This is a genomic window from Pseudomonas entomophila, from assembly GCF_023277925.1.
GTDB classification, from domain to species: domain Bacteria; phylum Pseudomonadota; class Gammaproteobacteria; order Pseudomonadales; family Pseudomonadaceae; genus Aquipseudomonas; species Aquipseudomonas entomophila_D.
Genome location: NZ_CP063832.1, coordinates 752,867 through 773,758, shown reverse-complemented (window position 1 = coordinate 773,758; position 20,892 = coordinate 752,867). Strand labels below are relative to the sequence as shown.

The following is a 20,892-nucleotide window of genomic DNA, read 5'->3' as shown; positions in this document are numbered from 1 at the left end:
GGGGTCGACATTTGACGAAACTAACTAGGTGGTACATATATAAAAACATCCAAAAACAACAAAGCGATGCCCCGCCATGACACCTCGAATCCTCGTGCTCAACGGCCCCAACCTGAACCTGTTGGGTACCCGCGAACCCACCCAGTACGGCCACGAAACCCTCGCCGACCTGGCCAACCTGTGCGCCGCCAGCGCCCGCGAGCTAGGCCTGGAACTGGAGTTCCGCCAGACCAACCACGAAGGCGAACTGATCGACTGGATCCACGCCGCCCGTGGCCGCTGCCACGGCATCCTGATCAACCCCGCCGCCTGGACCCACACCTCGGTGGCCATCCGCGATGCGCTGCTGGCCACCGAGTTGCCGGTGATCGAGGTACACCTGTCCAACGTGCACAAGCGCGAGCCCTTTCGCCACCTGTCATTCGTCTCCAGCATCGCTGTCGGCGTGATCTGCGGCCTCGGTAGCCAGGGCTACGCCATGGCCCTCGGCTACTTCAGCGGGCTGTTCAAGGAGCAGACGGCATGAGCGCTCCCGGCATTCTCGCCGGCCTGATCGGCCGTGGCATCCAGGCCTCGCGCACCCCCGCGCTGCACGAGGCCGAAGGCGACGCCCAGGCGCTGCGCTACCTCTACCGGCTGATCGACGCCGACCAACTGGGCGTCGACGACAGCGCCCTGCCCCAGCTGCTCGACGCCGCCCAGCGCACCGGCTTCACCGGGCTTAACGTCACGTTCCCGTTCAAGCAGGCGATCCTGCCGTTGCTCGATGAATTGTCGGAGGAGGCCCGGGGCATCGGCGCGGTCAACACCGTGGTACTGCGCGACGGTCGACGGATTGGCCACAACACCGACTGCCTGGGCTTTGCCGAGGGCTTTCGGCGTGGCCTGCCGGATGTCGAGCGGCGCCAGGTAGTGCAGTTGGGCGCGGGCGGCGCAGGCTCGGCGGTGGCCCATGCGCTGCTGGCTGAAGGTGTCGAGCGGCTGGTGCTGTTCGAGGTGGACGCAGCACGTGGCCAGGCCCTGGTGGCCAATCTGGCGCAGCGTTTTGGTGCCGGGCGCGCGGTGCTCGGCCAGGACCTGGCAAGCGCGATGGCCGAAGCCGATGGCCTGGTCAACACCACCCCGGTGGGCATGACCAAGCTGCCGGGCATGCCGTTGCCCGCCGAGCTGTTGCAGGCACGGCTGTGGGTGGCGGAAATCATCTACTTTCCCCTGGAGACCGAGCTGCTGCGCCAGGCCCGGGCGCGGGGTTGCCGCACCCTCGATGGCGGCGCCATGGCGGTGTTCCAGGCAGTCAAGGCGTTCGAGCTGTTCAGCGGCCGCCCGGCCGATGCCGGGCGCATGCAGGCGCATTTCGCCCGCCTGGGCTGAACATGGTTCGGGTTCAACGCGCCCCCTGTAGGAGCGGCCTTGCGCCGCGAAAGGGCCACAGAGCGGCCCCGGCGATCTTTGCTAAAGCTGAAATCCTGGGGCTGCCACGCAGCCCTTTCGCGGCGCAAGGCCGCTCCTACAGCTACCGCAGCGGGTAGATCGACCCGCCGCGTTTCTTCTTGCGCTTAAACAGGCTTAACAGCTTGCGAATGAGGCTCATGGCTTTTCTCCTGATAAAGGCCGAGTTCGTCACTGATCAATTGAGCGAGTTGCTGGTTGCCGAGGTCGTTGAAGTGGACACGGTCCACGAACAGCGTTTCCTCGAAGACGGGGCTGGACTTGAGCATCGCGTTCATGTCCAGGCAGGGAATGCCGTCGGCGCTGGCCTGGATGTGCTGGAAGAACGGTGCATGCACCTCCTTGCCGAGCACGCCGCTGAACAGGCGGTAGAAGTTGTTCGGGCAGCTGTCGATGGCATGGAACACCGCTTCTTCTTCAGCGGTCAGGCGCTCCCGGCACCAGTGCGCCAGCGGTTGCAGGACGAAGCTCAGGCTGGCGCCATGGCCGGCCAGCAGCAACCGCCACTGCTTGAGCGCATCGGTGATCGCCAGGGCTGCCCGTTCCAGGCGCTCATCGAGCGAGACCCCTTCGTCGGTGATCACCTCATCCGCCGGGTTCTCGTCGAACAGGGCGCTCTTCCAGCGCTTGAACAGCGATTCGCCGCCGGCGCCGCCGAAGGTGTTCTTCTTGCGCTTCATGTCCTCGTTGAACTTGTTCATGTAGTGCTGGAACTCGAACGAGTAGTAGTAGCGCCCATGGTCGCTGGCGAAGGCGTCGGGAATGCCCTCCAGGGCCAGGGTGTTGATGCCGCTGAACACCACCACGTGGCCGACTTCGCCGATGCGTTTCTGCTGCATCAGGTACATCAGCAGCTCTTGCGTGGCGTTATAGCCGCGCCCGGCGAAATTCAGCCACACCTCGCCGGTGATCGCGCTCAGGTACGAAGCCACCGTGGCGCCGTCGTGGGTCGAGCCCACGCCAAGGGCGGTGGAGCCGCCCACCAGCAGGTTGACCTTGCCCGCCAGCGGGCGCTCGGCCACCGAATGGCGCTTGCCGTCGAACTCGGTGTAGCGAAAGCCCAGGGCATCGGTGTTGATGGTGGGTGAGCGGAACATTTTTTCGTGGAAATACATGGTGTACGGCACCCAGCGCGCGCCGATGTGCATGAAGCGGTCGTAGTCGCGGATCTGCGGGGTCCAGCGGTACACCTCCTGCACGGCCTCGTGGTGGCTCAGTACAGGCTTGTCAGTCGAGTGCATATTGGCTTCTCCAGTCGGCCACTTCGTGCCACTGCGGCTGCTCGGCCTTGACCAGCAGGTAGTCGCCGAGCACCAGGCAATCCATTTCGGTGCGCATGAAACAGCGGTAGGCGTCTTCCGGGCTCTCGACGATGGGTTCGCCGCGCACGTTGAACGAGGTGTTGATCAGCACCGGGCAGCCGGTGAGGTCGGCAAAGCTGGCCAGCAGGTCGCGGAACAGCGGGTTGTGGCGCCCGTCCACCGTCTGCACCCGGGCCGAGCAGTCGACATGGGTCACCGCCGGGATGTGCGAACGCACCAGTTGCAGTTTCTCGATGCCGCTGTAACCGCGCTCGTCCAGCCCGGCGATGCGCTTTTGCGCATGCACCGGGGCGACGATCAGCATGTAGGGCGATGGCGTGTCCAGCTCGAACCACTGCCCGGCCTGCTCGGCCAGCACCGCCGGGGCGAACGGGCGGAACGACTCGCGGTTCTTGATCTTCAGGTTCATCACGCTTTGCATCGACGCCGAACGCGGGTTACCCAGGATCGAGCGCGCGCCCAGCGAGCGTGGGCCGAACTCCATGCGCCCCTGGAACCAGCCCACCACCTTGTCCTCGGCCAGGTGCGCGGCGGTGGCGGCAAGCAACGCGGCACGGTCGAGCTTCTGGTACGGCGCGCCGTGGTGGTTGAGGGTGCGCTCGATCTGCGGGCTGTCGTAGGCATTGCCCAGGTAGGCGCCCTGCATGGCATCGTCCACACCGTTGGCCTGGCGCGCCGCCTGGCTGGTCTGGTAATGGCAATGCAGCGCCGCGCCCAGCGAACCACCCGAGTCACCTGAAGCGGGCTGGACGAACAAGCCCTTGAACAACCCGGAGCGCAACAGCTTGCCGTTGGCGACGCAGTTGAGCGCCACGCCACCGGCCAGGCACAGGTAGTCGGCCTGGGTCTGTGCCTTGATTCGCCGTGCCAGGGCCAGCATGACACGCTCGGTGACCACCTGGATCGACGCCGCCAGGTCCATCTCGCGCTGGCCGATGGGGCTTTCCGGTTCGCGAGCCGGCGCGCCGAACAGGGCCTCGAACGCCGTGCTGATCATCCGCTCGCCGACTTCGTAGTCGAAGTACTTGCGGTTGAGGCTGAAGCTGCCGTCGTCTTCGAGGGTGATCAGGTGCTCGAAGATGGTGTCGACGAAACGCGGCTCGCCATAGGGCGCCAGCCCCATCAGCTTGTACTCGCCAGAATCGACCTTGAAGCCGCAGTAGTAGGTGAACGCCGAATAGAGCAAGCCCAGCGAGTGCGGGAAGCGCACCTCGAACAGCGGCTCAAGCTGGTTGCCCTTGCCCTGCCAGGCCGTGGTGGTCGACCACTCGCCGACCCCGTCCACACACAGTACGGCGGCCTCTTGATAAGGCGACGGGTAGAACGCCGACGCGGCGTGGCTCAGGTGGTGCTGGCTGATGAAGATCGCCGGCAGCGGCTGGTCCGGGAACAGCCCTTGCAGTTCGGTGTTGATGATGCCTTTGATGTCCCGGCGCGCGGCAAAGCGGGTGTACTGCTGGGCGAAGGCCAACGCACCGCGGGGGAAATTGCGCTTGTAGGTGGTGCAGATGCGCTCGAACTTCACCTCTGGGTCTTCGTAGTAGGCCAGCCAGGCGACATCGGCCAGGCTGATGCCGGCCTGCTCCAGGCAGACGCGCAGGGCATGGCGGGGGAAGCCGCGGTCCTGCTTGATGCGGGAAAAGCGCTCCTCCTGCAAGGCGCAGACGATCTGCCCGTCCTTGATCAGGGTGACCGCGCTGTCGTGGTAGAAGGCCGATAGCCCGAGAATGTAAGTCATGCGAACTCCCGTGTCAGGGTCAGTACCGCGATGGCCAGGAACAGCACCGGTGGCACGTAGTCGAACCACGAGCTGCGCTGGATGAACGCCCGCAGGTTGTGGGCGGCCAGGCCCACGGTCATGTTCACCAGGATGCCGCCGATGTTGAACACCAGGCCGTAGATCAGGAAATACAGCCAGGCCGGCTGGGCGTCGGCCGGCACGAACTGCGGCAGCAGGCTGACGAAGAACAGGCCGATCTTGGGGTTGGACAGGTTGATCAGCATGCCCTTGCCGAAGGCGAAGCGCGCCGGCGGTGGCGTACCTTCGCCGCTGGCGCTGGCACCGGCGGCGGCGGCGCGCCGTGGCCAGCACGTGTAGGCCAGGTACAACAGGTACAGGGCGCCGGCTACCTGGACGATGCGGTACAGCAACGGCACTTCCTTGAAGATCAGTACCAGGCCAAACGCCGCCAGCAGCACGTAGAAGAACACCCCGAACTCGACCCCGGCGGCGGCCTTGAGCCCCGTGCGCACGCCGTGGCGCAGCGACTGGTTCATCACGTACAGCATGGCCGGGCCGGGCGAGGCGTTGATGATCAGGACTGCCAGCAGAAAGGAGAGAAAGCCGTACGTCATGGCGTACCTCGTCGTTGAGTGAGTGTATGGCGAATGCTGTGCAGGCGGTCCTTGACCCACTGCAACGGCGACCCCGAAGGTGGGCTCAGGGCGCGGTAACCCACCCAGATCCGCTCCCAGTGCCGCGCCTGCTCCTGCTCGCCACCGCGCTGCAGGGCATCGTCCAGGTGCTGGCGGATCGCCTCGATGGCCCAGGCGGTGTGGCCACTGACCACGTTGTCGATGGTGTTGTGCAGGTCGGTGAACAGCGCGCTGAAACCATAGTGGCGCAGGACGTCGGCGGAGCGCCGGTACTCGCCGCCCACGCCCGACAGCTCCATGGCCAGGTTCAAGCCCAGGGTTTCCGGTTGATAGCGCTGCGGGAACAGCGAGATGGCCAGCCAGAACACCGGCACCCGCAGGTCGTCTTCCTCGAAATGGTGCGCCGCGGCGAAGCCCGGTTCGACGAAGCTGCCCACCTCCTGGCCCATGCTCGCCAGCAACTGCTGGTAGATGTTGCCGTGGTGCAGTGCGCTGTCGCCCTGCCCCAGTTCGTCGATCAGCGTGCGGTAGAGCAAGGCGCCGATCGGTGTGGTGACGCTGGCAGGGGCCACCACCTGGCGCAGCCAGGCGCCATCGATCAGGGTCAGGGGGGCCAGGCTCAAGGCATCGGCGATGATTTCCTCGCGGGTTTCCTCGGGGGCGCCGACCAAGGGGCGATAACTCTGTACCTGGCGCGCATGCTGCGCCTCCAGCCACTGCGCCAGGGCTTCGTGGCTGTATGGGCTGAACGGCAGGCCTTCGCGGCGCAGGCCAAGCCGGTGCCGTGCCAGCCAGGCATCTGCGAAAGCGCGCGCCGTCGGCAGCGCATCGGGCGCCTGGTCGATCTGCAGGAACAAGGGATACAAGGCCCGCAGCGGCAAGTGCCGGTACTTTCTCAAGGCGAGCCGCTTGGCCTGGGCCAATGCCTGGTCGCACAGGGTCACGGCCACAGGCGTGGGCGGGGGGCCCTCGGTGCTTGCCGTCGAGTGCTCGGCGGTAGGTGCCAGTGTCGAGATCCAGCGCTCGACCACCGCGATATCGTCGCTGGAGAACACCCCGAACATGCTGCCGGTGGGTTTGCCGATGATGTTCAGCAGCGCGCTGCGCGTCGGCTGGCCCGGCCGGACATAGCGCGAATCGGCCAATGCCTTGACCGTGGCGTGGGGGCAGAAGGTCGCCGGCGCCAGCCACTGGTCGATGGGCTCACCCGCCAGTTGTCCCCGCTGGTGGTAACCGCAGCCGTGGAGCCCCAGCCTGTCGATGAGGGTGACCATGGCGGCGTGCTCATTGAAGCGCTGTGGGTCGGCCAGCACCTGGGCCAATTGCCGCTCGTGGGCTTCGATCATCGCCAGTGCGCAGCGGTAACCGGTGGCAACCCGGGCGCTATCGGCCACCGATGCCCGTTGCAGGAAGAGATCGAGCGCGGACACGGCCATACCATGGTAGGCCGTTGCCTGCGGCTGCCCAAACAGCGCTGTGTCGCCTTCGCGCAGGGCATTGAGCTGGTCGACGTAGTCGCACAGGGCCAGGTTGACGCCCAGCGTCTCGGCATGGAGCGCCCGCGGGAAGCAGGCCAGGGCCAGCAGGAACACCGGCAGCTCGAATGCCGCGTCTTCGATGGCGGGATCGTCGCAGAAACGATGGCTGAACACCTCGGCCACGGCCATGCCCACACGCTGCGCCGCCTGGTCGAACAGCCGGCTCTGGCTACGCTGCGGATAACCACCGCCGACCATCAGCGCATGGATTTTGAGCAACTGGCCGCTGTCCGCTCGCCAGGCGTGGGCGATCGAGGTCACACCATCGAGCCAGCCCCCCATCACCTTGAACAAGGGCGCGTGCTGGAAATAGAAGTGACGCTTGCGCGCGTTATCGGGGATCAGCGCGGGATAGTCGGCCCGCAGGCGCTGTTGAAGCGCTCGCGATGGCTGGTCGACTACGGCCGCTTGCAGCGTGCCGGTGTCGCGATACGCCGCCAAGCGCTGCGTCACCTGCGTCCAGACCAGCTCCAGCAAGCCATGCCGCTCTTCCTGGTTGACCAGTCTGAAGAACCATTGCCGGGCGTTCAGTCGCACCTGCCCGAGTGCTGTCGGCGTGATCGCCAGAAAGCTGGGTGCAGTGAACGCAGGCACCTCCTGCGCCAGGTTGGCCATTGCGCCAGCCCCTCCTCTTCATGATGGCCTGAAGACAGACCTCACCCAGGCCAGGCCGGGCCGCGCGAGGTTATCGCGTAGGCTGGCGGCCGAAGACCTGTGTGAAGAGTGCATCGTCCTTGATGCGAAGCATCTTCCTGATACGAGGGAATATGCTTAAAACGTTTTGCGAGGGGGATATTGGACAGTGGTCATGAAAATGTAAAACGGGCCGCATTGGCGACAAGCATGAGCCTCGCTAATGCTGCAGTGCCGCCAGGTCAGGCCTTGATGTAGCGCATCACCGCGTCACCGATCATCTGCTTGTGGCGCAGCTTGATCTGCTCGTCGGCCAGGTCGATCTGGAAGATGTCGCCGAAGGTGTGGCGGTTGGACACCCGGTAGAAACAGAACGCGCTCATCAGCATGTGCAGGTCGATCACCTCGATGCCCGGGCGGAACACGCCCTCCTCCACGCCACGTTGCAGGGTGCGACCAAGCGACTCCAGCACCAGGCTGCTCATCTCGCGGATCACCGGCGATTGCTTGACGTACTCGCCGTAGTGGATGTTCTCGGTGCAGACGATGCGCACGAAATCGACGTTGTGGTCGTGGTGGTCGAAGGTGAACTCCACCAGCCGGCGGATCGCCTGTTCGGCAGGCAGCGACTCGAGGTCCAGGCGCTGCTCGGTCTTGCGGATATCGCCGTAGAGCTTGACCAGGCACTCGACGTACAGCTGCTCCTTGCTGCCGAAGTAGTAGTAGATCATGCGCTTGGAGGTGGCGGTGCGCTCGGCGATGGCGTCGACCCGGGCGCCGGCCAGGCCCTGCTGGACGAACTCGGTGATGGCGGCCTGGAGGATATTCTCGCGGGTCTTCTCCGGGTTGTTCTTGCGCGCTTTGCGCGCCCCTTCGACTTCAGGCTTGGCTACCGAATCACGCATACCGACTCACAGGCTCGTTATAGGAATCCGGGGGATTATCCGTGAGCCGGACGGCGCAGGGAAGCGCGGTGTGAGTGCGCCCCACGGCGCCCTTGCTGGTGAACCTGGGGTCCGTGCTGGCCCCGGTTCGCCAGCAAGGCTGGCGCCTACAGGACTGGGCGCGGGCGTTCGCTGCGCCGCTTGGCCATCGCCGCCAGGCGCACCGCGACATTGGCGGCGCCATACCCGGCATAACCGCCCTTGCGCTGGATGATCTCGAAGAAGAAACGCTCCTCGAACGGCTCGGTGTACACGTGGAACAGCTCACCGCCCTGGGCGTCGCGGTCGTACAGCACGTTGTAATACGCCAGCTCACTGAGGAACTCGTCGTCGAATTCGAACCGCGCCGCCAGGTCGTCGTAGTAGTTCAGCGGGATCTCCAGCAACGGCACCCCGGCCTCCTTGGCCCGCACCACTTCGCGGAAGATGTCGTCGCAGTCGAAGGCGATATGGTGCACCCCCGAGCCCCGGTAGCTGGACAGCGCGTGGGCAATGGCAGTGTTGCGGTTCTCGGAGATGTTCAGCGGTACCCGCAACGTGCCACACGGGCTGCGCAGCGCGCGACTCTTGACCAGGCCATAGGGGTCGGGGAGCACCACCTCGTCATCGGCGGTGAAGTCGAACAGGCTCTTGTAGAACAGCACCCAGCTGTCCAGCGCCTCGGCCGGCAGGGCCAGGGCCATGTGGTCGATCCGTTGCAGGCCACCTGTGCCCTGTACGCCCGGCGCAAGGTGAAAATCGCTGTCGTAGATGGTCTGGCCGTGAGCCTCCTGCTCCACCAGGTACAGCAGGCTGCCATCTGGCGCGCGCACTGCAGGGATCTGCCGCTCGTTGGGGCCGACCAGGCCACGGAAGGGCTGGCCCCGGTAGGCGGTGGCGCGCTGCAAGGCCGCCTGGCCGTCCTTCACCCGCAAGGCGGTGGCGCACAACGACGGCCCATGGGCCTCGAAGAAATTGTGGGCGAAGGAATAGGCTTCGGCGTTCAGCACGATGTTGATGTCGCCCTGACGCAGCAGGCGCACCGCCTTGCTGCGGTGCTCGCCCGCCTCGGCGAAACCCAGGCGCTTGAGCCACACCCCGAGCCGCGCGCCCACCGCCTCGTCGACCGCGAACTCGAGGAACTCCACGCCGCCGTAGGTGCTGGCCGCCGGCGGCGCGAACAGCACGCCCGGTTCCACCTGCCGCGCTTCGTGCTCGAGCTGGCGGCGGGTTTTCTCCTCCAGGTACAACAGCGAGCGCAAGCCGTCCGCGGCATTCTGCCGGGGCGGCGCCGCGCGAAATCCATCGTTGAAGATTTCCAGCGACAGTGGGCCGCGATAGCCGGTGGCAAGTATCGGTGCGAGGAAACCGGCCAGGTTCAGCTCGCCCTGCCCCGGGAAACAGCGGAAATGCCGGCTCCACTCCAGCACGTCCATGGCCAGGAGCGGCGCGTCGGCCATCTGCACGAAGAAGATCTTGTCGCCGGGGATATCGCGGATGGCCCGGGGGTCGCCCTTGAGCGACAGGGTGTGGAAGCTGTCGAGGATCACCCCCAGCGCTGGGTGGTCGGCCTGGCGTACCAGGTTCCAGGCCTGCTGGTAGGTGTTGACGTGGCGGCCCCAGGCCAGGGCCTCGTAGCCGATACGCAGGCCGCGATTGCCGGCATGTTCGGCGAGCAGGCGCAGGTCGTCCACCAGCAGTTGCTCGTCGCCCAGGGCGTCGGGCTGCACGTTGCTGCACACCAGCACCAGGTCGGTGCCCAGCTCCTGCATCAGGTCGAACTTGCGCTCGGCGCGGTCGAGCTGCTTGTGCAAGCGGTCGCGGCGGCAGCCTTCGAAGTCACGGAAAGGCTGGAACAGGGTGATGGCGATGCCGAGGTCGGCGCACATCTTTTGCACCTCGCGCGGGCTGCCGGCGTAGTACAGCAGGTCGTTCTCGAAGATCTCGACGCCGTCGAAACCCGCGGCGGCGATGGCTTCGAGCTTTTCCGGCAGGGTGCCGCTGAGGGACACGGTGGCAATCGAACGCTGCATGCTGGGGTTCCTTGTTGTTGTGGGGCGTTCCTCTTTAGGAGCGGCTTCGGCCGCGATCATCCGCGAAGCAGATGCCAGGCACTGCAGCGCCTGCATCGCGGCTAAAGCCGCTCCTACAGAGGTCATGCCAGATCGATGAGGGCAGCGGTAACGACAGCCCATCAATCGGCCTGGCATGAGCGATTATTCGCAGGTAAAGTCACCCCGGCAACGAACTTTGTACGGAACAGTTAGTTTTCGTTCGATTACCGAACAAAACCCGTTCCGGCGAATTGATTCACCCACCCCCGTGAACAACCATGAACACCAGTCGCAGGCCCCGCCGGCCTTTCTCGCTGCCACGCCGGTCGTTCGGCGGGTCCTGCGCCGCACCGCCCAACGTCACCACATAATAAGTTCAATAAAACGGGTACCGACCTATGCTCACGTTCCTCGCCCTGCGATCCGCACCGTCACGTTCGTCTTCTCCTTATCGCCCCACGGTTCACGCGCCCTGTGCGCGCTGACCTTTCGGCCACCGACAAGAACAACGGAGACAACATGGCCCGCACAAGCTCCCAAGCCAAGAAAGCCACCGCCAGCGGATGGATCGGCTCTGCCCTCGAGTACTACGACTTCTTCATCTATGCCCAGGCCGCGGCGCTGATCTTCCCGCAGATCTTCTTCCCCTCCACCGACCCGAAAATGGCCATCATCGCCTCGCTGGCCACCTACGGCGTCGGCTACCTGGCCCGCCCGGTGGGCGCCTTCGTGCTCGGCCACTGGGGCGACACCCGCGGGCGCAAGAACGTGCTGCTGCTGTGCATGTTCCTGATGGGCCTGTCGACCATGGCCGTGGGCCTGCTGCCCACTTACCACGACATCGGCCTGCTCGCCCCGGCGTTGCTGGTGCTGCTGCGCCTGGTCCAGGGCTTCGCCGTGGCCGGCGAGATCTCCGGGGCCAGCTCGATGATCATGGAGCACGCGCCGTTCGGCCGCCGTGGCTACTACGCCAGCTACACGCTGCAGGGCGTGCAGGCCGGCCAGGTGATGGCGGCGGCGGTGTTCCTGCCGCTGGCCTACTTCATGCCGAGCGAGGCCTTCAACGAATGGGGCTGGCGCATTCCGTTCCTGATGAGCGCGCTGGTGCTGTTGGCCGGCTTCATCATCCGCAAGGAGGTCCACGAAACCCCGGCCTTCGTCCAGGAAGAGCAGCAGGACAAGGTCGCCAAGTCGCCGATCAGCGAAGCCTTCCGTCACAGCTGGAAGCACATGGTGCTGGTGATGTTCATGGCGCTGATGAACGTGATCCCGGTGGTCGCCACCATCTTTGGCGCGGCCTACGCGGTGCAGCCGGCCTACGGCGTGGGCTTCGACAAGAGCGTGTATCTGTGGATCCCGGTGGTGGGCAATATCGTCGCGGTGCTGGTGATCCCCTTCGTCGGCAACCTCTCCGACAGGATCGGCCGCCGCCCGACCATGATCGCCGGTTGCCTGGGCTCGGGCCTGCTGGCGTTTGTCTACCTGTATGCGATCAGCATCCACAACGTGCCACTGGCCTTCGCCGCCTCGATCGTCATGTGGGGCATGGTTTACCAGGGCTACAACGCGGTGTTCCCAAGCTTCTACCCCGAGCTGTTCCAGACCCGCTACCGGGTTTCGGCCATGGCCATCGCGCAGAACGTCGGCACCATGCTCACCGCCATGCTGCCGGCGCTGTTCGCCACCGTGGCACCGCCGGGCTCGGACAACATCCCGCTGGTGGTGGGCGGGCTGGCATTCTTCATCACCTGCGTGTGCGCGTTCGCGGCATACCTGGCGCCGGAGACCCACCGGCTGGCCATGGAAGACCTGGGCAACCCGCAGGCAACGCCCATGGCGCAGGAAGCCTATGAAGCCAACCGCAAGGGCAACCTGAAAGCGTTCGGGCATTGAACGCCGCGGGGCAGACCTGTCGCGCACTGACAGTGCCTGGCCCATCCAGATGATTGACTCCCCCCTCGTTCGATGGTCAGATGCGCGCCAGTTTCAGGTGTCCTGCGCCGCCGTGCGCAGGGTGAAACGGGAAGCCGGTGAGTCGTTGTCACGACAAGTCCGGCGCTGCCCCCGCAACGGTAAGCGAGCGACCCCTTCGACAGACCACTGTGCACCCGCATGGGAAGGTGAAGGTTTCATGCCCCTCGCAAGCCCGGAGACCGGCCTGAAGCCTTACTTGGCAACCCGCGGTGGGCGGGCGCAGGCCGGTCATCGCGTGCGCGCCTGCGTATGTGGTTCGCCTTTGCGTGTTTTCCACCGGGATCCATTCATTCCTGCAGCAGTGGAACGACATGTCCCGATTCAACAAGCTTCACACCCTGGCGGCCTGCCTGGCCGTCTCGCTCCCGGCCCTGGCCGACGACCACCAGGGTGCCCCGCTCACCCTGCCCTCGACGGCGGTCACCGAGACCCGCGAGCCCTCGGCCATCGACCTGGCCACCCCGACCCAGGCCGGTTCACGGCTGAACCTCAGCGCCCTGGAAACCCCGGCCAGCACCAGCAGCATCAGCGCCGAGCAGATCCTGCAACGCAACAACCTCACCGTGCAGGACGCCGTGACCCGCTCCCCGGGCATCACCTTCATCGGCACCCCCGGTGATGGCGGCACCGGCCTGTCGGCGCGCGGTTTCAGCGGCCAGGGTTCGGTGATGACACTGTTCGACGGCGCGCGGCTGTACACCGGCGCCGGCACCCTGACCTTCCCGGTCGACCCGTGGATGGTCGAGCGCATCGACGTGCTGCGCGGCCCGGCGTCGGTGCTGTACGGCGAAGGCGCCACCGGCGCGGTGGTCAACGTGATCCCGAAAAAACCCTTCGCCGGCGAGATCCACAACCGCCTGCGCCTGGGCTACGGCTCGTGGGATCGCCAACAGCTGGGGCTGGACAGCGGCGGCAGCCTGAGCGAACGCCTGAGCTACCGGGTCACCCTCAACAAGCAGGAAGGCAACGGCTGGGTCGACCGCACCGACTCGCGCAACCTGTCGCTCAGCGCCGCCCTGCGCTTCGATGCCAGTGACGACCTGAGTTTCACCCTCGCCCACGAGCGTGGCGACGCCGAGCCGGCCAACTACTTTGGCACGCCGCTGATCGACGGCCACTACCGCGACAGCCTGCGCAAGAAGAACTACAACGTGCAGAACGACGTGCAGCGCTACCACGACGAGTGGACGCGCCTGACCACCGACTGGACGCTCAGCGACACGGTCTCGGCCAGCAACCTGCTGTACTACATCAAAAGCCGCCGCCACTGGCGCAACGCCGAGGACTACACCTGGAACGCCGATGAGGGCCTGCTGCAACGGGGCAGCTACCTGGAGATCAAGCACAACCAGGAGCAGCTCGGCGACCGCCAGAGCTTCACCTTCGACCACGGGCTGTTCGGCCTTGCGAGCAAGACCGTGGTGGGTGTCGAGTACAACAAGATCCGCTTCAACGTCGACAGCAACGCGCCCTACAACGACGACGGCGTCGACCTGGTCGACCCATGGAACCCGGCACCGAGTGGGTTCCACAGCGCCTCACCGCTGCGCCCGCAAAACCTTTCCACCACCCACACCGTCGCGCTGTTCGCGGAAAACCGTACCCAGTTGACCGAGCGCCTGTCGCTGGTCACCGGCGTGCGCCGCGACCAGAACCACATCGACCGCGACAACCTGATCGATGGCTCGCGCAGCGACGTCAGCCTGCGCGGCGGCAACTGGCGCGCCGGGCTGGTCTATGCGCTCAGCGACGATCTGTCGGTCTACGGCCAGTACTCCACCAGCGAGGACGGCGTCGGCAACCTGATCAGCCTCAGCCAGAAACAGATGGACTTCGACCTCACCGAGGCGAAGCAGACCGAGTTCGGCGTCAAGCAGCGCTTCTGGGACGGCCAAGGCGAATGGACCCTGGCGGCCTACCACATCGTCAAGAAGAAGCTGCTGGTCTACGACCCGGCCAGCAAGACCCAGCAGCAGGCCGGGCAGCAGACCTCCGACGGCCTGGAGGCCTCGCTGGAACTGGCGCTGGGCAACCAGTGGCAGCTGTCGGCCAACGCCGCGCTGGTGCGGGCCAAATACGACGAGTACCTGCAAAGCACGGCGCAGGGGGTGATGGACCGTGCCGGCAACCGCCCCGCCAACGTGCCGCGGCGCACCGCCAACCTGTGGCTGAGCAAAGGCTTCGGTCAGACGCTGGATGCCGGCGTGGGCCTGCGTTATGTAGATGAGCGCTATGCCAGCGTCGACAACGAACAGGCCGTGCCGGGCTATACCGTGGTGGATGCCAACCTCGGCTGGCAGGTGCTGCCGGACGTGCGTCTCGGCCTGCAGGTGAACAACCTGTTCAACCGCGACTACGTGGTTTCGGCCCACAGCGGCGAGCAATGGCTGCTCGGCGCGCCGCGTTCGTACTTCGCCACGGTCGACTACAGCTTCTGACCCTTCCCATTGACCTGACACAACTTCTGTAGGAGCGGCTTCAGCCGCGATCACCCGCGAAGCGGGTGGCCAGACACCGCGGTGCCTGTATCGCGGCTAAAGCTCCTACTTGCGCCCGCGCTCATTGCATTTGCCCTTTGCGCCGAACCCATGGCATAGATGCGAGTCCACACGTGTATGTGCCCGTATCGAGCCTCAAGGAGTTTCACGCATGAGCAAGCACCCTTACGTCCCGCCCAAGGTCTGGACCCACGAGGCCCCCTCAGGCGGCCAGTTCGCCAGTATCAACCGCCCGGTGGCCGGCCCGACCCACGACAAGGACCTGCCCGTGGGCAAGCACCCGCTGCAGTTGTACTCGCTGGCCACCCCCAACGGCGTGAAGGTGACCATCCTGCTCGAAGAATTGTTGGCCCTCGGCCATACGGGCGCCGAATATGACGCCTGGCTGATCCGCATCGGCGAAGGCGACCAGTTCGGCAGCGGCTTCGTCGGGGTCAACCCGAACTCGAAGATCCCCGCCCTGCTCGACCGCAGTGTCGAGCCGCCGGTACGGGTGTTCGAGTCCGGCTCAATCCTGCTTTACCTGGCCGAAAAGTTCGGCGCACTCCTGCCCACGTCGCTGGCTGCGCGTACAGAGACGCTCAACTGGCTGTTCTGGCAGATGGGCTCGGCGCCCTACCTGGGCGGCGGTTTCGGCCATTTCTACGTGTATGCGCCGGAAAAGTTCGAGTACGCCATCAACCGCTTCACCATGGAAGCCAAGCGCCAGCTCGATGTACTCGACCGCCGCCTGGCCGAAAGCGCCTACCTGGGCGGTGACGAATACAGCATTGCCGACATTGCCGTGTGGCCCTGGTATGGCCAGCTGGTGCGCGGCAACCTGTACGGCGCGGCCGAGTTCCTGGCGGTGCACGAGTACCCGCATGTGCAACGCTGGGCCGACGCCATCGCCCAGCGTCCCGCGGTGCAGCGCGGCACCCGGGTCAACCGCACCTGGGGCGATGAAGCCAGCCAAGTGCCAGAGCGGCACTCGGCAACAGACATCACGGCCCTTTGAACTAAAGTGTCAGTCTTGATCCGGCATGAAACCCAACGCCATGGCCAACTGCCGGTCAACACTGCCTTCAGGCTCCCAGACCGACAGCAGCGGTTCGCTCAGGCAGCGCAGCCCTGCTGCCTGGGCCCTGGCGTGGGTCAGGTAGTCATGGTCGATGACGTTGATCGACACCAGCAGCTCCTCCAATGTCGGGGATTTCTGGACGATGTAGTGCCAGTCGCTCATCTCGTATGTTTGCGCAACAGCCCAGATCGCGGACTGCAACAGATCCTGCTCCCCATGCCGGATCGCTGACCGTACCAGTGCCCTCTCCCGTGACAGGTGGCCATACAACTTGCCAGGGCTGAAGCACATCAGTGCCGCGTAGTAACCGCGCTCGAGTGTCTGCCCACATGCCGCCACGTGGGCGAAGCTCAAGTCGTGATCCAGGCGCCTGGCCTTTGGCTTGATCAGCTCGTCCTGCTCAAAGGCGACAAGCAGGGCCTCAAGCTCCTCGACATACATCACCCCCAGCGCCTGCTGTGCGTCGATATCCCCATCCAGCCAATAGCGTGCGAAACGATAGACCCGGCAGGCCAAGCCGTGGCCCCACATTGACCAGACCAGGCACAGGTTTTCCAGCGCATGGCGGTTTTGCCCAAGGCACAGCCGCCTCACCAGCGCCATGTCCCAGCTCGGGGCAAGCCCCCGGATATTCACGTCCTTGTCTTCAGTTCCCGAATAACGCAAAAAAGCACCTGGGCACATCAAGGCAAAATTGCGTATGTGTTCAAGGAACAGACTGGAATAGGCACGCCCCGTTTCCAGCTCATTGGCGTGGGCAATGAGTGCTTGCGCAGCCTCCTGCGCGGCGACAGGATTGTCTTGGTTGAACCAGATTCGCGTGGGGATGCCTTCGATGCGGGTACTACCCGGCTCGCTAATGATGTCCCCGTGGTTGTAATGGGTGATCGGATAGACCAGCGACCTGCTGATCTTCGCGTAACTTCTCGGAAACCAACGCTTGGCCAGCAACCAGCCGTCCGCGCTGGTGCTGGAGATCAGGTGGCGCTCGATGACTCTGTTATCGAAGATTTCGTGACGGAATTCGGGGCAGTTTTCTTCGGTCTGCCTCAATCGGGTCACCAATCCGTCCGAAGCCTCTGGCAGATAGAAGCCGATGAACCGCTGGCAGCCCCACTGCTGCATATCCCCCAGTGGCGACGTCTCTACGCTGCGAGGAACACTGCCACCCTGGTAGTGCTTGCAACTGACCAACCAACGCTCATCGCCCACCTTCAGCACCAGGTCAGCACCGTTGTCTGCCCCGCGCCCCACCGTCTTGATCACCTGTGCATCGAACAATGTGACGAAGAACTCGCGGGCAAACTTCTCGAACGCACTCACGTCCGACGAAGGCGGCCGCGACGGCGGAATTTCGGTGAAGTCGAGGCAGATCGATTCGTGCTTGCTCATGCAGGCTCCGTGGCGTGGCATTTGGCAACACAGCATCCCGGTTTTGCGAAACACCAGCAATGCCACGGTGCACAGAACCATTTCCGGTGTGCATGCCTGCGTTCAGCAAGCCCTTCTTGCTACACTCGCCGCCATGATTTCCACCTGCACAACTGGTGACAGCATGATCGATGTAACCGAGGTTTCCATTGCCGAACTGCGCGACGCGCTCGAGTCCGGCCGCACCACCGCGGTCGAGCTGGTGAAGGCCTACCTGGCCCGCATCGACGCCTACGATGGAGCCGACACCGCCACCGCCCTCAACGCCGTGGTGGTACGTAACCCTGAAGCGCTCAACGAGGCCGAGGCCTCCGATGCCCGTCGCGCCCAAGGCCAGACCCTCGGCCCGCTGGACGGCATCCCCTACACCGCCAAGGACAGCTACCTGGTCAAGGGCCTGACCGCCGCCTCCGGCAGCCCGGCGTTCAAGGACCTGGTCGCCCAACGCGACGCCTTCACCGTCGAGCGCCTGCGCGCCGGCGGCGCCATCTGCCTGGGCAAGACCAACATGCCGCCCATGGCCAACGGCGGCATGCAGCGCGGCGTCTATGGCCGCGCCGAAAGCCCGTACAACGCCAGCTACCTGACCGCGCCGTTCGCCTCCGGCTCCTCCAACGGCGCCGGCACCGCCACCGCCGCCAGCTACAGCGCCTTCGGCCTGGCCGAGGAAACCTGGTCCAGTGGCCGTGGCCCGGCCTCGAACAACGGCCTGTGCGCCTACACCCCGTCGCGCGGGGTGATCTCGGTACGCGGCAACTGGCCGCTGACCCCGACCATGGACGTGGTCGTGCCTTACGCGCGGACCATGGCCGACCTGCTGGAAATTCTGGACGTGGTGGTGGCCGACGACCCCGACAAGCGTGGCGACCTGTGGCGCCTGCAGCCGTGGGTACCGATCCCGGCCGCCTCGAGCGTGCGCCCGGTTTCGTACCTGGATCTGGCGGCGAACGCCGACTCGCTCAAAGGCAAGCGTTTCGGCGTGCCACGCATGTATATCAATGCCGACGACGAAGCCGGTACTTCCGAGAAACCCGGCATCGGCGGCCCAACCGGCCAGCGCATCCACACCCGCGCCAGCGTGATCGACCTGTGGCAACAGGCGCGCCAGGCGCTGGAAGCGGCCGGCGCCGAAGTGGTCGAGACCGACTTCCCGCTGGTCTCCAACTGCGAGGGTGATCGCCCCGGCGCACCGACCGTGTTCAACCGTGGCATCGTCAGCAAGGAATTCCTGCATGACGAACTATGGGAGCTGTCCGGCTGGGCCTTCGACGACTTCCTGCGGGCCAACGACGACCCCAAGCTCAACCGCCTGGCCGATGTCGACGGCCCGCTGATCTTCCCCCACGACCCAGGCACCCTGCCCAACCGTGAGGACGACCTGGCCGCCGGCATGGACGAGTACGTCAACATGGCCAAGCGTGGGCTCAAGGCCTGGGACCAGATCGCCACCGTGCCCGATGGCCTGCGCGGCCTGGAGCAGACCCGCAAGATCGACCTGGAAGACTGGATGGACGAAAAAGGCCTGGATGCGGTGCTGTTCCCCACCGTGGCCGACGTGGGCCCGGCCGACGCCGACGTCAACCCCGCATCGGCGGACATCGCCTGGAGCAACGGCATCTGGGTGGCCAACGGCAACCTGGCGATCCGCCACCTGGGCGTACCCACCGTGACCGTGCCCATGGGCGTGATGGCCGATATCGGCATGCCGGTGGGGCTGACCTTCGCCGGCCGCGCGTACAGCGATAACAATCTGTTGAAGTTCGCCGCCGCCTTCGAGTCGACCGGCTCCCGGCGCATGATCCCGCCGCGCACCCCCAAGCTGGGCTGATTCACAAAAGCGCCCCTTTTGCTTGTAGGAGCCAGCCTTGCTGGCGAACGCAAGGCGCAGCCTTGCCATGAGACCGGTTCGCCAGCAAAGCTGGCTCCTACAAGAAACACCTTGGGAATTTCAACAAATCATGCAAATATCAACCGTGTGTTGATTTTTTGCATGATGCCATGACCCCCACCCAAGAACGCCAACTCACCCTCACCGTCCTCAAGGCCACGCTCCAGGCCCTGGGCAGCGTCGCCCCGCGCAACCTGGAAATCCTCCTGCACGACCTCGACCACCCGGAACGCTCCGTGGTGGCCATCGTCAACGGCCACCTTTCCGGGCGCCAGGTCGGCAGCCCGATTCTCGCCGCCCCCGAGCAGGACCAGGGTTTCAAGGCCCTGATGCAGGCCTGCGCCGACCAGCAAGGCTATGAACCGGTGGTGCTGCCCGACTACCCCACCACCTTGAAGGGCCGCACCTTGCGCAGCGCCACGGCGATCTTCCGCGACCGCCACGGCCACCCCTTCGCCAGCGTGTGCGTGAACACCGACGTCACCGGCCTTGACGCGGCCATGGCCTTCCTCCAGCACTTCCAGCCCCTCGGTGCCACGCCGGCGCCCCCCACTGCCAGCGAACCCGCCGACATGACCGTGCTGATGGCCGAGATCATCCAGGCCTCTGTACAGCGCAGCGCCCAGGGCCGGATGAACAGGCAGGCCAAAGTCGAGGCCGTGCGCGTGATGCAGGAGCGCGGCCTGTTCATCGTCAAGGGCGGCGTGGAGAAAGCCGCCGAAGCCCTCGGCGTGACCCGCTACACCATCTACAACTACCTGGAGCAGCTGCGCGGCGAACACGCCCCGGCCGCCCGCGACTGACACCCCGGAGCCCCCCATGCCCTTGCATATCGCCACCCCGTTGATCGAGTCCCGCCCCCTGTCGCTGGCCGCCGGCCGCCCGGTCTGGCTCAAGCTCGAAGCCTTGCAGCCGTGCGGTTCGTTCAAGCTGCGCGGCGTCGGCCATGCCTGCGAAACGCACCATGCCCAAGGCGCCCGCCATTTTGTCTCCTCGTCCGGTGGCAACGCCGGGCTGGCGGTGGCCTACGCCGGGCGCAAGCTGGGTGTGCCGGTCACCGTGGTGGTGCCCGAAACCACCACCGAGCGCGCCAAGGCACTGTTGCGCCTCGAAGACGCCACGGTGGTGGTCCAGGGCGGTTCGTGGCAGGAAGCCAACGCCCATGCGCAGACCCTGGTCGGCCCCGGCGACGCCTTCATTCACCCCTTCGACGACCCGATGCTGTGGCAGGGCCATGCCAGCATGATCGACGAAGTGGCGGCGGCAGGCCTCAAGCCTGCCGCGGTGGTGCTCTCGGTCGGCGGTGGCGGGTTGCTCAGCGGCGTGGTCGAGGGCCTTGAGCGCAACGGCTGGCACGATGTGCCGGTGCTCGCCGTGGAAACCGCAGGCGCCGCCTCGCTGCACGCGGCCATCGCCGCCGGGCACACCGTGGAGCTGCCGGCCATCACCTCGGTGGCCACATCGCTGGGCGCCAAGCGCGTGGCCGAACAAGCGTTGGCCTGCGCGCACAACCATCCGCTGCACAGCCACCTGGTCAGTGATCGCGAGGCGCTGGAGGCGTGCGAGCGGTTCCTGTTCGACCACCGGCTGCTGGTCGAGCCCGCTTGCGGCGCGGCGCTGGCCCTGCTGAACCACCCCGAGGCGCTGCCTGCGCAGGGCAATGTGTTGGTCATCGTCTGCGGCGGTGCCACCGCCACCCTGGAGCAGATCCACGCCTGGCTCGACCAGGCAAGCTGAACGCTTTCA

General features: G+C 65.5%; 15 protein-coding genes and 1 riboswitch. Of the genes, 8 read left to right on the top strand and 7 right to left on the bottom strand.

The window, feature by feature from the left end; genetic code table 11:
* The first annotated feature begins 76 nt into the window (after nt 1-76).
* Together aroQ and IM733_RS03495 are read left to right on the top strand one after the other, a co-directional pair.
* Entirely contained in the window at nt 77-526 is a 450-nt protein-coding gene (gene aroQ, locus IM733_RS03500) for a type II 3-dehydroquinate dehydratase (RefSeq protein ID WP_248919551.1), read from the top strand.
* Nucleotides 523-1,371, top strand: a complete 849-nt coding sequence (locus tag IM733_RS03495) for a shikimate dehydrogenase (RefSeq protein ID WP_248919550.1) — start codon at nt 523-525, stop codon at nt 1,369-1,371. The genes aroQ and IM733_RS03495 overlap by 4 nt, the downstream gene beginning before the upstream one ends.
* 185 nt (nt 1,372-1,556) lie before the next feature.
* Here the strand turns inward: IM733_RS03495 and IM733_RS03490 are convergent, their stop codons facing one another.
* The 6 genes from IM733_RS03490 to quiC all read right to left on the bottom strand — a co-directional run bounded on the left by IM733_RS03490 (nt 1,557) and on the right by quiC (nt 10,274).
* Nucleotides 1,557-2,690, bottom strand: coding sequence for an SGNH/GDSL hydrolase family protein (locus IM733_RS03490; RefSeq protein ID WP_248919549.1), 1,134 nt, complete (start codon nt 2,688-2,690; stop codon nt 1,557-1,559).
* A complete protein-coding gene (locus tag IM733_RS03485) occupies nt 2,677-4,509 on the bottom strand; it encodes a carbamoyltransferase family protein (RefSeq protein WP_248919548.1) in 1,833 nt (610 codons plus the stop codon). The genes IM733_RS03490 and IM733_RS03485 overlap by 14 nt, the downstream gene beginning before the upstream one ends.
* Nucleotides 4,506-5,126: a LysE family translocator gene (locus IM733_RS03480; protein ID WP_248919547.1), complete on the bottom strand. Its 621-nt coding sequence runs from the start codon at nt 5,124-5,126 to the stop codon at nt 4,506-4,508. The genes IM733_RS03485 and IM733_RS03480 overlap by 4 nt, the downstream gene beginning before the upstream one ends.
* On the bottom strand, nt 5,123-7,300 hold the full coding sequence (locus IM733_RS03475; RefSeq protein ID WP_248919546.1) for an iron-containing redox enzyme family protein: 2,178 nt from the start codon (nt 7,298-7,300) through the stop codon (nt 5,123-5,125). The genes IM733_RS03480 and IM733_RS03475 overlap by 4 nt, the downstream gene beginning before the upstream one ends.
* A 260-nt stretch (nt 7,301-7,560) precedes the next feature.
* Nucleotides 7,561-8,223: a TetR/AcrR family transcriptional regulator gene (locus IM733_RS03470; RefSeq protein WP_248919545.1), complete on the bottom strand. Its 663-nt coding sequence runs from the start codon at nt 8,221-8,223 to the stop codon at nt 7,561-7,563.
* 146 nt (nt 8,224-8,369) lie between these two features.
* Nucleotides 8,370-10,274: a 3-dehydroshikimate dehydratase QuiC gene (gene quiC, locus IM733_RS03465; RefSeq protein WP_248919544.1), complete on the bottom strand. Its 1,905-nt coding sequence runs from the start codon at nt 10,272-10,274 to the stop codon at nt 8,370-8,372.
* Nucleotides 10,275-10,814: 540 nt separating this feature from the next.
* On the opposite strand from quiC, the gene IM733_RS03460 reads away from it, so the two are divergent.
* The 3 genes from IM733_RS03460 to yghU all read left to right on the top strand — a co-directional run bounded on the left by IM733_RS03460 (nt 10,815) and on the right by yghU (nt 15,764).
* Complete coding sequence (locus IM733_RS03460) at nt 10,815-12,188, top strand: MFS transporter (RefSeq protein WP_248919543.1); 1,374 nt, start codon at nt 10,815-10,817, stop codon at nt 12,186-12,188.
* 78 nt (nt 12,189-12,266) lie between these two features.
* Nucleotides 12,267-12,471, top strand: a riboswitch (cobalamin riboswitch).
* 109 nt (nt 12,472-12,580) lie between these two features.
* Nucleotides 12,581-14,707, top strand: coding sequence for a TonB-dependent receptor (locus IM733_RS03455; RefSeq protein WP_248919542.1), 2,127 nt, complete (start codon nt 12,581-12,583; stop codon nt 14,705-14,707).
* Nucleotides 14,708-14,918: 211 nt separating this feature from the next.
* Nucleotides 14,919-15,764 carry a glutathione-dependent disulfide-bond oxidoreductase gene (gene yghU / locus IM733_RS03450; protein WP_248919541.1) on the top strand — a complete coding sequence of 282 codons (846 nt, stop codon included), beginning with the start codon at nt 14,919-14,921 and terminating at the stop codon, nt 15,762-15,764.
* 9 nt (nt 15,765-15,773) lie between these two features.
* Here yghU and IM733_RS03445 read toward each other — a convergent pair whose 3' ends face one another.
* Entirely contained in the window at nt 15,774-17,219 is a 1,446-nt protein-coding gene (locus tag IM733_RS03445) for a restriction endonuclease (protein WP_248919540.1), read from the bottom strand.
* 163 nt (nt 17,220-17,382) lie between these two features.
* Here IM733_RS03445 and IM733_RS03440 point away from each other — a divergent pair, with 163 nt between their 5' ends.
* The 3 genes from IM733_RS03440 (at nt 17,383) to IM733_RS03430 (ending at nt 20,883) form a co-directional block, all read left to right on the top strand.
* Nucleotides 17,383-19,086: an amidase gene (locus tag IM733_RS03440; protein WP_248919539.1), complete on the top strand. Its 1,704-nt coding sequence runs from the start codon at nt 17,383-17,385 to the stop codon at nt 19,084-19,086.
* Nucleotides 19,087-19,256: 170 nt separating this feature from the next.
* Nucleotides 19,257-19,949 carry a helix-turn-helix transcriptional regulator gene (locus IM733_RS03435; RefSeq protein WP_248919538.1) on the top strand — a complete coding sequence of 231 codons (693 nt, stop codon included), beginning with the start codon at nt 19,257-19,259 and terminating at the stop codon, nt 19,947-19,949.
* Nucleotides 19,950-19,965: 16 nt separating this feature from the next.
* A complete protein-coding gene (locus IM733_RS03430; protein WP_248919537.1) occupies nt 19,966-20,883 on the top strand; it encodes a pyridoxal-phosphate dependent enzyme in 918 nt (305 codons plus the stop codon).
* The last annotated feature ends 9 nt before the right edge of the window (nt 20,884-20,892 follow it).

Bases quoted from the DNA above. Each gene is read 5' to 3' on its own strand.
- aroQ (WP_248919551.1), top strand. From the start codon at position 77: ATGACACCTCGAATCCTCGTGCTCAACGGCCCCAACCTGAACCTGTTG.
- IM733_RS03495 (WP_248919550.1), top strand. From the start codon at position 523: ATGAGCGCTCCCGGCATTCTCGCCGGCCTGATCGGCCGTGGCATCCAG.
- IM733_RS03490 (WP_248919549.1), bottom strand. From the start codon at position 2,690: ATGCACTCGACTGACAAGCCTGTACTGAGCCACCACGAGGCCGTGCAG.
- IM733_RS03485 (WP_248919548.1), bottom strand. From the start codon at position 4,509: ATGACTTACATTCTCGGGCTATCGGCCTTCTACCACGACAGCGCGGTC.
- IM733_RS03480 (WP_248919547.1), bottom strand. From the start codon at position 5,126: ATGACGTACGGCTTTCTCTCCTTTCTGCTGGCAGTCCTGATCATCAAC.
- IM733_RS03475 (WP_248919546.1), bottom strand. From the start codon at position 7,300: ATGGCCAACCTGGCGCAGGAGGTGCCTGCGTTCACTGCACCCAGCTTT.
- IM733_RS03470 (WP_248919545.1), bottom strand. From the start codon at position 8,223: ATGCGTGATTCGGTAGCCAAGCCTGAAGTCGAAGGGGCGCGCAAAGCG.
- quiC (WP_248919544.1), bottom strand. From the start codon at position 10,274: ATGCAGCGTTCGATTGCCACCGTGTCCCTCAGCGGCACCCTGCCGGAA.
- IM733_RS03460 (WP_248919543.1), top strand. From the start codon at position 10,815: ATGGCCCGCACAAGCTCCCAAGCCAAGAAAGCCACCGCCAGCGGATGG.
- IM733_RS03455 (WP_248919542.1), top strand. From the start codon at position 12,581: ATGTCCCGATTCAACAAGCTTCACACCCTGGCGGCCTGCCTGGCCGTC.
- yghU (WP_248919541.1), top strand. From the start codon at position 14,919: ATGAGCAAGCACCCTTACGTCCCGCCCAAGGTCTGGACCCACGAGGCC.
- IM733_RS03445 (WP_248919540.1), bottom strand. From the start codon at position 17,219: ATGAGCAAGCACGAATCGATCTGCCTCGACTTCACCGAAATTCCGCCG.
- IM733_RS03440 (WP_248919539.1), top strand. From the start codon at position 17,383: ATGATCGATGTAACCGAGGTTTCCATTGCCGAACTGCGCGACGCGCTC.
- IM733_RS03435 (WP_248919538.1), top strand. From the start codon at position 19,257: ATGACCCCCACCCAAGAACGCCAACTCACCCTCACCGTCCTCAAGGCC.
- IM733_RS03430 (WP_248919537.1), top strand. From the start codon at position 19,966: ATGCCCTTGCATATCGCCACCCCGTTGATCGAGTCCCGCCCCCTGTCG.